Source organism: Helicobacter pylori, from assembly GCF_016755635.1.
Taxonomy (GTDB): Bacteria; Campylobacterota; Campylobacteria; order Campylobacterales; family Helicobacteraceae; genus Helicobacter; species Helicobacter pylori_CQ.
Map to the genome: position 1 here is coordinate 564735 of NZ_CP051500.1, position 10660 is coordinate 575394.

11 protein-coding genes are annotated in these 10660 nt (G+C 36.9%); 7 read left to right on the top strand and 4 right to left on the bottom strand.

All coding sequences use genetic code 11. The annotated features are described in order from the left end of the window. Positions 1 to 52 precede the first annotated feature (52 nt). The 4 genes from HG567_RS02655 to ligA form a co-directional block, all read right to left on the bottom strand. Entirely contained in the window at positions 53 to 808 is a 756-nt protein-coding gene (locus HG567_RS02655) for an ABC transporter permease (RefSeq protein ID WP_202140062.1), read from the bottom strand. Further along, positions 808 to 1509: an ATP-binding cassette domain-containing protein gene (locus HG567_RS02660; protein WP_202163947.1), complete on the bottom strand. Its 702-nt coding sequence runs from the start codon at positions 1507 to 1509 to the stop codon at positions 808 to 810. Before HG567_RS02660 ends, HG567_RS02655 begins: the two co-directional genes overlap by 1 nt. 292 nt (positions 1510 to 1801) lie before the next feature. Further along, entirely contained in the window at positions 1802 to 2134 is a 333-nt protein-coding gene (locus HG567_RS02665) for a hypothetical protein (RefSeq protein WP_162972531.1), read from the bottom strand. Between the two features lie 153 nt (positions 2135 to 2287). Then, positions 2288 to 4258: an NAD-dependent DNA ligase LigA gene (gene ligA / locus HG567_RS02670; RefSeq protein WP_202140064.1), complete on the bottom strand. Its 1971-nt coding sequence runs from the start codon at positions 4256 to 4258 to the stop codon at positions 2288 to 2290. A gap of 77 nt (positions 4259 to 4335) precedes the next feature. Here ligA and HG567_RS02675 point away from each other — a divergent pair, with 77 nt between their 5' ends. The 7 genes from HG567_RS02675 to ppa are packed head-to-tail and all read left to right on the top strand — an operon-like array spanning position 4336 to position 10572. Next, positions 4336 to 5277, top strand: a complete 942-nt coding sequence (locus HG567_RS02675) for a chemotaxis protein (protein ID WP_202163948.1) — start codon at positions 4336 to 4338, stop codon at positions 5275 to 5277. Positions 5278 to 5311: 34 nt separating this feature from the next. After that, the gene (aspS, locus tag HG567_RS02680; RefSeq protein WP_202140066.1) at positions 5312 to 7051 is read left to right on the top strand and encodes an aspartate--tRNA ligase; all 1740 of its coding nucleotides are present in this window, start codon (positions 5312 to 5314) and stop codon (positions 7049 to 7051) included. 11 nt (positions 7052 to 7062) lie between these two features. Next, complete coding sequence (locus HG567_RS02685; RefSeq protein ID WP_237392964.1) at positions 7063 to 7638, top strand: adenylate kinase; 576 nt, start codon at positions 7063 to 7065, stop codon at positions 7636 to 7638. A 24-nt stretch (positions 7639 to 7662) separates the two neighbouring features. After that, entirely contained in the window at positions 7663 to 8661 is a 999-nt protein-coding gene (locus HG567_RS02690) for a glycosyltransferase family 25 protein (protein ID WP_202140067.1), read from the top strand. A 51-nt stretch (positions 8662 to 8712) separates the two neighbouring features. After that, positions 8713 to 9264, top strand: coding sequence for a glycosyltransferase family 25 protein (locus tag HG567_RS02695; RefSeq protein ID WP_202140068.1), 552 nt, complete (start codon positions 8713 to 8715; stop codon positions 9262 to 9264). Further along, entirely contained in the window at positions 9261 to 9995 is a 735-nt protein-coding gene (locus HG567_RS02700) for a glycosyltransferase family 25 protein (protein WP_202163949.1), read from the top strand. The genes HG567_RS02695 and HG567_RS02700 overlap by 4 nt, the downstream gene beginning before the upstream one ends. 55 nt (positions 9996 to 10050) lie before the next feature. Next, complete coding sequence (gene ppa, locus HG567_RS02705) at positions 10051 to 10572, top strand: inorganic diphosphatase (RefSeq protein ID WP_001046997.1); 522 nt, start codon at positions 10051 to 10053, stop codon at positions 10570 to 10572. Positions 10573 to 10660 lie beyond the last annotated feature (88 nt).

The following is a 10660-nucleotide window of genomic DNA, read 5'->3' on the forward strand; positions in this document are numbered from 1 at the left end:
CTTACCCCTTTTTTGAGCCATTAAATAATTGATAAATGGTGGGACTAAGGGTTTAACGCATGCGTTCTCTTGGTATTAACAGCATGCGATTAGCGCTTAGTAAAAAGAGGGTAATGCCACAAACAATAAAAAGTGTTGAAGTTATCAGTATTAGTATAGGGTCAATTCCTTGAAAGGACTTTAGTAAAAGTTGGTTAAGTTGGTAAAAAACAGAAGTTTTGATAAATAACTGACCAATACTAGGTAGATAGTCTAGAGAAACAAATACATTACAAGACATTACTGCGTATAGATTGATAATGTTGGCAAATCCTAAGATACTTTGTTCATTTTGAAAGATTTTAGCGACAAAAATGGCTAAACAAAAGCAAAATAATGAGCTTGAAAAAATGCTAATAAATCCAAAAATGAGCGTTTTAAAATTAAGGAGATCAAAAATGTTGAGTGTATAAAAAGAGATTCCGATAAAGGTAAACGCATATATGATCACAATTATTAGTCTTGAAACAATTAGTGCTATAGTGACTTGTTTTAAAGTTGCTGGCGATAGTATATAAAACAAGAATACATTATGTGATCTAGAGCTTGCTATAGCCTGTGTGAGACCAAAAATTGCACTAGAGATAATAAGCAGTCCCATTAGACCTATGATGCTATTAAAATAAAAAACCTCAGTGGTATTTTTTGAAAAAACAAAAATCAGTAATAGGAGCATTAAAATAGGATAAATAAAAGTCCAAAATAGCGCACTTGTATTAGTGAGATAAGATTTGATTTCAAGTTTTAGGATAGATAGAATTGCTCCCACTAAATATCCTTTAGTAATGCTAATAAGTCTTTTGTGGTTGGTTTTTCTTTAAAGTTAAAAGTTTTAGCTACAGATTTTAATATAGAATTTAAAGGTTTGTATTGAGCAATGTTGCCATTCTTAAGGAATAAGACCCATTCGCAACTATCTAAGACAATAGGATCATGAGTGGCGATGATACTTGTAAGTTGTTGGGTGTTGCGCAAGCTTATGAGATTTGATAGTCTTATAAGAGCGTTTTGCTCTAAACTGGTTTCTGGTTCATCCATGATAACTAATTGTGGATGATGGCTAAGAGCTAAGTCAATTTTCAATCGTTGCTTTTGTCCATCACTTAATGATTCGTAAGTTTTATTTAAAAGTTTTTTATCAAATAGATTTGGAGTGCAGTTTTTGTGAAAAAATTGATAGAATTTAAAAAGGTCGTTTGCGTTTAATCCAGGTGGGTAGTTGAATAGGTTAGAGACAACTCCCAATTGCTTGCGTTGTGGAATAATATTGTTGTGGTATGGGATGTTGTTATTTTGTGCTTTGACATTGTAGTCTTCTCTAATGCCTAGAATAGTGTTGATAAGCGTTGATTTTCCAGCACCATTTGTGCCAATAATGGCTGTACTAGTATGACTTTTAAATGAAAAATCTTGTATATTTAAAGCGTTTTTAAACATGGTTTTTGGGTGTATGCTGATGTTAGAAATCATAAAATCCCCTTATTAGAAATGACTTAAATCCCATTTAAGGTTATTATATTCAAATGATGGTTTTATTTAGTGCAGTGTTACTAAAAAATTAACTGATCTCTATTAAAACGAGCCAAAAGCGTTACTGATAGATACGCTCTAAGCGAGTGAAACGATTTTAAAAAGCGTTCCAACTCCAAAAAATAGACAAAGCCACGGCTTTAAATAAGAAAGACCCTAAAAGAGAAACGGAGCTTTTGATTTTCCATTCTCAAAACCCTAAATACCCTCTCATTTTTTGTCCGTTATTGGCTTATGGGTGTTTTAGCATATAAAATTCCAACGCTTTTTCAAAGAGAAGCGAGCGATTAGGAAAACCTTTCTCTTTCATGTATTCATCCACTTTAGCCATAAAACTAGGCGAAAGTAAAACGCTGTGATTGATTCTTCGCTCTTTACTTGTTTTTTCTTCGTATTCTATCTCTTCTATTTCGGCTAACAAACTGGGTGAGAGCGAAATGTTAAAACTGCTCTTTCGTTCACTGCTCACTTTTATTTCTGCTTCTAATTCGGCTAATTCGGTTAGCAACCTTTTGCGTTTGGCTTGTAAAGCCTGAATGGTTGTGTGCGCTTTATGGTGTTCCATTATTGCTCCTTAAAACATCTTTATTGTTCGCATTCTACTATAAAATAGGATTTTGTGAGTAAATTCATTAAGAATGAAAATTGGAATTTTTCTTTAGAATTTAACCGAGTGTTAAACATCAAATTTTAAAACAAACTATAAAAGAGTTTAATTTCAATCCAATTTTTTAAGGCGCTTTAATAATTCTTCTTCATTCAAAACGCTCACGCCATGTTTTTGTGCTAGAGCGAGTTTTGAGCCGGGGTTTTCTCCAGCGATTAAAAAATCGGTTTTAGCGCTCACGCTTGAAGAAATTTTTGCCCCTAAATTTTCTAACATTTGAGCGTATTCTTGCCGTGGTTTAGAAAGCGTGCCGGTTAAAACAATCGTTTTATGATTGAAAACAGAAGAGCTTTTTTGCTTTTCTTCAGCCATATCGCTGTTTTTAGGGTTCAACAACTCAAATAACGATCGGATAAATTCCTGATTGCTCGCATAAAAATTGACTAAAGAGTGCGCCATTTCCACCCCAAAGCCTTCCATTTCTAAAAACTCGGCTTCGCTTTTTTCTAACACATTTAAGCCGTATTTGGCTAGCGTTTTACTCGCTCCCTTACCAATATGCTCAATCCCTAAAGCGTTGATCAAACGCCATAAGGGAGGGTTTTTGCTTTTTTGAATAGCGTCTAATAGATTTTGAGCTTTTTTAATTTTGAATTTGTCTAGCCGCATTAAATCTTCTAATTTTAAAGCATACAAATCCAGGGCGTTAAAAATGAGTTTTTCTTCAAAAAGTTGCTCTATGACTTTATCGCCTAGGCCTTGAATGTTTAAAGCGTCTTTAGAAGCGAAATGAATCAAGCTTTCTTTCAACCTTGCCGGGCAGTTGAGGTTTTGACAATAAGTAAAAATCTCTTCGCACAAAAGCTCATGCGAACATATAGGGCAAACTTTGGGGCGTTCAATTTTATGTTGCGAGCCGTCCCTATAAGATTCTAAAGGTTTGATGATTTTAGGGATCACATCGCCGCTTCTAATAACAACGACCCTATCATTGAGCATGATATTCTTTTTTTCAATTTCAGAATAATTGTGCAAGGTCGCTTTAGTAATCATGGCTCCAGCGATTTCTACAGGCTCTAAGAGAGCGACCGGTGTGATCGCTCCGCTGCGCCCCACTTGGTTGATGACTCCTACAATTTTGGTGTGTTTTTCTAGAGCCGGGAATTTATAAGCGCAAGCGAATTTGGGGGATTTTTGCGTGTAGCCTAGCTCCTTTTGAATATTTAATTCATTCACAACGATCACCATGCCGTCTAAAAGGGCAAAAAAGCCCTCCCTTTCTCTAATCAGGGTGTGGTAATTTTCTTCTATTTCTTGGTGGTTTTTGTTTAGGCTTAAGTATTGAATGGCGCTAAAACCTAACGAGACAATAAAATCCAAACACTCCTTAAAGCTTAGGAAATTTAAAGAATGCTTGCCCACGCCCCAAGGAATGAATTGCAATTTACGCTTTTTAGTGATTTCACTATCAAGTTGCCTCAAACTCCCTGATGCGGCATTTCTAGGGTTAGCGAATAGGGGTTCATTAGCGTTTAAGCGCTCTTTGTTTAAAGCGTCAAAATCCTTTTTAGAAATGATCACTTCGCCCCTGATTTCTATTTCTCCATTATAAGCGATAAAATGGGGGATATTAGCGATGCGTTTAGCGTTGTGGGTAACAAGCTCTCCTTCTAAGCCATTACCCCTAGTGGTCGCACTCATTAGCTTGCCATGTTGATATAAAAGATTGAGCGAAACCCCATCAAGTTTGGGCGAACACACGAATGAAGCGTTAGGATAAACTTTTAAAATGCGTTGCAACCACGCTTGCAATTCGCTTTGATTGAACACATCATCTAAGCTCCACATCCGCATCAAATGGGGGTTTTTACTGAACTCATTGGTGGCAGTAGCCCCCACTTTTTGGGTAGGGGAATTGGCTTGAATGTCATTAGGGTTTTTTTCTTCATAAGCTTTTAATTCTTGGTAAAGTTCATCATAGACTGCATCGCTTACGATGGGTTCATCAAGGTTGTAATAATGGTGCGATAGGGTGTTTAAATATTCAATTCTTTCTAAATATTCTTTTTGGCTTTTTATCATTTTTGTAAAAACCTTTTAAACTAAATTAGGGTAGTATTATAACATTTAATCTTTGATAGGGCTTTAGGGGAAATTAGGTGGTAAGATACATTGACAAAACGACTTCGTTACACTTAAACAACGAAGCACAATTTCTGTGCTTTAGATTAGATGAAAAAAAAGACGCCCAACTTTATGGCATGAATATTTTTAAGATCCGAGAAATTATCCATTATGACGGGGAGGTTACAGAGATTCTTGGGGGGAGCGATGGCGTGATGCTTGGATTTCTTAGCGTTAGGGGCGAATCCATTCCTTTAGTGGATGTGAAAAGGTGGTTGCATTATAACGCTAATGATCCGAGCCGTGATCTAAAAGAATGCAGCGTTAAAGATGACCATAATTTGGTGATCGTGTGCCATTTTTCTAACCATTCCATCGCTCTAAAGGTTTTAAAAATTGAAAGGATCATCCATAAAAATTGGTCTGAGATTAGCGCTGGGGACAAACAAGGCATTAATGAAGAGGGTAAGCTTAGCGCTATCACCCGTTTTGATGGAGAACGAGTGGTGCAGATCTTAGATGTGGAAAAAATGATTAGCGATGTTTTCCCTAGCTTGAAAGATTTAGACGATTTGACTTTGCGTTGCATAGAAGCCATTCAAAGCCAAAAACTCATTTTAATCGCTGAAGATTCCTTGAGCGCTCTTAAAACCCTAGAAAAAATCGTTCAAACTTTAGAATTGCGTTATTTAGCCTTTCCAAACGGGAGGGAATTGTTGGATTATTTGTATGAAAAAGAACATTACCAACAAGTTGGCGTGGTCATTACGGATTTAGAAATGCCCGTTATTTCAGGGTTTGAAGTGTTAAAAACCATTAAAGCTGATCATAGAACTGAGCATCTTCCTGTGATTATCAATTCGTCCATGAGCAGCGATTCTAACCGCCAGTTAGCCCAATCTTTAGAAGCGGATGGTTTTGTGGTAAAATCTAACATTCTTGAAATCCATGAAATGCTTAAAAAAACGCTTTCATAAATTTAATTTTTGTTTTAATTTAAAGGGATAAAACATGCGAAGTCATTTCTGCACAGAAATTAGTGAAAAAGATGTGGGTAAAACCATCAAAGTGGCCGGGTGGTGTAACACTTATAGAGACCATGGAGGCGTGGTTTTTATTGATTTAAGGGATAAGAGCGGTTTAGTGCAATTAGTCTGTGATCCTAGCTCTAAGGCTTATGAAAAGGCTTTAGAGGTTAGGAGCGAATTTGTGTTAGTGGCTAAAGGAAGAGTGCGTTTGAGAGGTGCTGGGTTAGAAAACCCTAAACTAAAAACGGGTAAAATTGAAATCGTTTTAGAAGAATTAGTCATTGAAAATAAAAGCGCTACCCCACCGATTGAAATTGGCAATAAAAGCGTGAATGAAGATTTGCGCTTGAAATACCGCTATTTGGATTTGCGCTCTTTGAACGCTTATGAAATCTTTAAATTGCGCAGTGAAGTGGCTTTAATCACTCGTAACACTCTAGCCCAAAAGGGTTTTTTAGAGATTGAAACCCCCATTTTGTCTAAAACCACGCCTGAGGGGGCTAGGGATTATTTAGTGCCAAGCAGGGTGCATGAGGGCGAATTTTTCGCGCTTCCCCAAAGCCCGCAATTATTCAAACAGCTTTTAATGGTGGGGGGAATGGACAGGTATTTTCAAATCGCTCGTTGCTTTAGAGATGAAGATTTGAGGGCAGACAGGCAGCCAGAATTCACGCAAATTGATGCGGAAATGAGTTTTTGCGATGAAAATGATGTGATAGGCGTGGTGGAAGATTTGTTGCAAGAGATTTTTAAAGCGATTGGGCATACTATTTCTACACCTTTTAAACGCATGCCTTATAAGGAAGCGATGGAAAATTACGGGAGCGATAAGCCGGATTTACGCTTTGAATTGCCTTTAATAGAAGTGGGGGATTGTTTTATGGACAGCTCAAATTCTATTTTTTCTAATATCGCACAAGATCCTAAAAATAAACGCATCAAAGCTTTAAACGTTAAGGGGGCTGATGCGCTTTTTAGCCGCAGCGTTTTAAAGGAATTAGAAGAATTTGTGCGCCAGTTTGGGGCTAAAGGCTTAGCGTATTTGCAGATTAAAGAAGATGAGGTTAAAGGGCCTTTAGTTAAATTTTTGAGCGAAAAGGGGCTTAAGAATATTTTAGAAAAAACTGATGCAAAAACTGGGGATATTGTCTTTTTTGGAGCCGGGGATAAAAAAATCGTGTTAGATTACATGGGGCGCTTGCGCTTGAAGGTGGCTGAAACGCTTGATTTGATTGATAAAGACGCTTTGAATTTCTTATGGGTAGTCAATTTCCCCATGTTTGAAAAAACCGAAAACGGCTATCATGCTGCACACCACCCCTTTACGATGCCTAAAAATATAGAATGCGAAGACATAGAAGAGATTGAAGCGCATGCGTATGATGTGGTGCTTAATGGTGTGGAGATTGGTGGGGGGAGCATTAGGATTCATAAAGAAGAAATGCAAAAAAAAGTCTTTGAAAAAATCAATATCAACGAAGAGGAAGCGCAAAAGAAATTTGGCTTTTTATTAGAAGCGCTAAAATTTGGCGCTCCTCCTCATGGGGGCTTTGCGATAGGCTTTGATCGCTTGATCATGCTAATGACCAAATCTCATAGCATTAGAGATGTGATCGCTTTCCCTAAAACGCAAAAAGCTTCATGCTTATTGACGAATGCGCCTAGCCCCATTAATGAAGAGCAATTAAGAGAATTACACATTCGCTTGAGAAAACCAATTTAAAAGGATACGATATGAAACAACTATTTTTGATTATTGGAGCCCCAGGGAGTGGTAAAACCACTGATGCAGAGCTTATCGCTAAGAATAACAGCGAAACAATTGCTCATTTTTCTACTGGGGATTTATTAAGGGCTGAGAGCGCTAAAAAGACTGAGCGAGGCTTATTGATTGAGAAATTCACTTCTCAAGGCGAATTAGTGCCTTTAGAAATTGTGGTAGAAACGATCCTTGCAGCGATTAAAAGCTCTAGTAAAGAGATCATTTTAATTGATGGCTATCCTAGGAGCGTGGAACAAATGCAGGCTTTGGATAAGGAATTGAACGCTCAAAATGAAGTGATCTTAAAAAGCGTGATTGAAGTAGAAGTGAGTGAAAACACCGCTAAAGAAAGGGTTTTAGGGCGCTCTAGGGGGGCTGATGATAATGAAAGGGTGTTTCATAACCGCATGCGGGTGTTTTTAGACCCCTTGGTTGAAATCCAAAATTTCTACAAGGCTAAACGTTTGCATAAAGTTATCAATGGCGAAAGAAGCATTGAAGAAATCGTGAATGAAATGCAAAAATATATTTTGTCTTTTGCGAATTAAAATGCGTTCCAAAGAGAATGATCTGTGATTGGTGTCTATATCATTTCTTTAAAAGAAAGTCAAAGGCGTTTGGATACTGAAAAACTCGTTTTAGAATCCAATGAAAAGTTTAAAGGCCGTTGCGTTTTTCAAATCTTTGACGCTATTAGCCCTAAACATCAAGATTTTGAAAAATTACTTCAAGAGCTTTATGACGCTCAAAGTTTATTGCAATCTGATTGGTATCATTCTTATGTTGGCACTGGTTTGACTTTGCCTGAATTAGGGTGCTATTTAAGCCATTATCTTTTGTGGAAAGAATGCGTCAAATTAGATGAACCGGTCGTTATTTTGGAAGATGATGTAACGCTAGAATCTAATTTCATGCAAGCCTTAGAAGATTGCTTGAAAAGCCCTTTTGATTTTGTGAGACTCTATGGGTGCTATTGGTATTACCACGAGACAAAATTCCATGTTTTGCCCAAAGAATTTGTATTTCCTCCCTTTGATTATCCTTTTAAAAATAACCCTATTTTAGAAAAATTTAAAAAATTTTTTGATGTTTCTAGATTTTTAAATCTTTCTACCCATAAAGTCATCCACTATATTCTCAAAAAAATACAAAAAAGCTATTACGCAACGCATGAAAAAGAAGCCTTTTTTTTAGAGCATTTTTATCTCACCAGCGTGTATGTGGCTTCTACAGCCGGTTATTACTTAACCACTAAGGGTGCTAAAACTTTTATAGAAGCTACGGAGCGTTTTAAAATCATAGAGCCGGTGGATATGTTTATGGATAATTCCGCTTATCATGATATTGCTAATTTTACCTATGTGCCTTGCCCTGTTTCTTTAAGTGAACATTCTTTAGACAGCACGATTCAAAAGCCCCAAAAAAAGAGCTTGAAATCTTACCCGCCTCCGCCTAAAAAATCAACTTTTAGGGAGCTTTTCTTTTATAGTCTCAATGCTAAAAAGCGTTTAAAAGCCTTTCACAAATACAGCAAACAATACGATCATTTAAAAACCCCTAAAGAGGTTTAAAAGAATGAAAAAGCTTTATGGTAGAATGAAATACCATATTTAGGAGTTCATTTGATACAAGTTTATATCATCTCGTTAAAAGAAAGTCAGAGGCGTTTGGATACTGAAAAACTCGTTTCAAAATCCAATGAAAAATTTAAAGGGCGTTGCGTTTTTCAAATTTTTGACGCCATTAGCCCAAAACATCAAGATTTTGAAAAATTCGTTCAAGAGCTTTATGATGTGCAAAGCATGTTAAAATCCGATTGGTTCCATTCTGATTATTGTTATCAAGAGTTATTGCCCCGAGAATTTGGGTGCTATTTAAGCCATTATCTTTTATGGAAAGAATGCGTTAAAACAAACCAACCGGTCGTCATTTTAGAAGATGATGTAGCGCTAGAATCTAACTTCATGCAAGCCTTAGAAGATTGCCTAAAAAGCCCTTTTGATTTTGTGAGACTTTATGGGCATTATTGGGGAGGCCATAAAACCAATTTGCACGCTCTCCCTATCTATACAGAGACTGAAGAGGCTGATTATATAGAAACTGAAGCACTTATTGAAAAGCATGAAGTTACCCCCCCCCCCCCAATTCCACACAAGATACGCAACAAGATTTGATTATTGAAACGCAACAAAACCCCAAAGAACCATCTGATCCTTGCAAAATAGCGCCCCAAAAAATCTCTTTTAATCAAGTGGTTTTTAAAAAAATTAAAAGAAAACTCAACCACTTCATTGGAAATATTCTAGCTCGGACAGAAGTGTATAAGAAACTCGTGGCAAAATACGATGAACTCACAGGAAAATACGATGATCTCACAGGAAAATACGATGAACTCATAGGAAAATACGATGAACTCATAGGAAAATACGATGATCTCACAGGAAAATACGAATCCTTATTGGCAAAAGAAACAAACATTAAAGAGACCTTTTGGGAAAGGCGTGCTGATAGTGAAAAAGAAGCGTTATTCTTGGAGCATTTTTACCTCACTAGCGTGTATGTTTCTACTACAGCCGGCTACTACCTCACGCCTAAAGGTGCTAAAACTTTTATAGAAGCCACGGAGCGTTTTAAAATCATAGAGCCAGTGGATATGTTTATAAACAACCCCGCTTATCATGATATTGCTAATTTTACCTATGTGCCTTGCCCTGTTTCTTTGAATAAGCATGCTTTCAATAGCACCATTCAAAATGCGAAAAAGCCTGATATTTCATTAAAGCCCCCTAAAAAATCTTATTTTGATAACCTTTTTTATCATCAATTAAACACCAAAAAGTGCTTGAGAGCCTTTCACAAATACAGCAAACAATACGCTCCTTTAAAAACCCCTAAAGAGGTTTAAAAAGAGCGGGCTTTATGTTAGAATAATTCTTTTTTATTATTCAAAGGAGATTGCAATGAATTTAGACCAATTAGAAGTGAGCCATGACGCTGATTCTTTGTGCGTGGTGATTGAAATATCCAAGCATTCTAATATCAAGTATGAATTGGATAAAGAAAGCGGGGCTTTAATGGTGGATAGGGTGCTTTATGGGGCGCAAAATTACCCCGCAAATTACGGCTTTGTGCCTAACACTTTAGGATCTGATGGCGACCCTGTAGATGCACTGGTTTTAAGCGATGTGGCTTTTCAAGCCGGAAGCGTAGTGAAAGCGCGCTTGGTTGGGGTGTTGAACATGGAAGATGAAAGCGGAATGGATGAAAAACTAATCGCTCTGCCCATAGATAAGATTGATCCCACGCATTCCTATGTTAAAGATATTGATGATTTATCCAAACACACTTTAGATAAAATCAAGCATTTTTTTGAAACTTACAAGGATTTAGAGCCTAATAAATGGGTGAAAGTCAAGGGGTTTGAAAACAAAGAGAGCGCGATTAAGGTTTTAGAGAAAGCCATAAAAGCCTATCAAGGCTAAAGATTTTTAAGGGGTTTGGTTTATTTAAGCTATAAAATCCCTTTTTAACGTTCACAATATAAAGGGCTTTGTCCTCATTGGGTGTTGG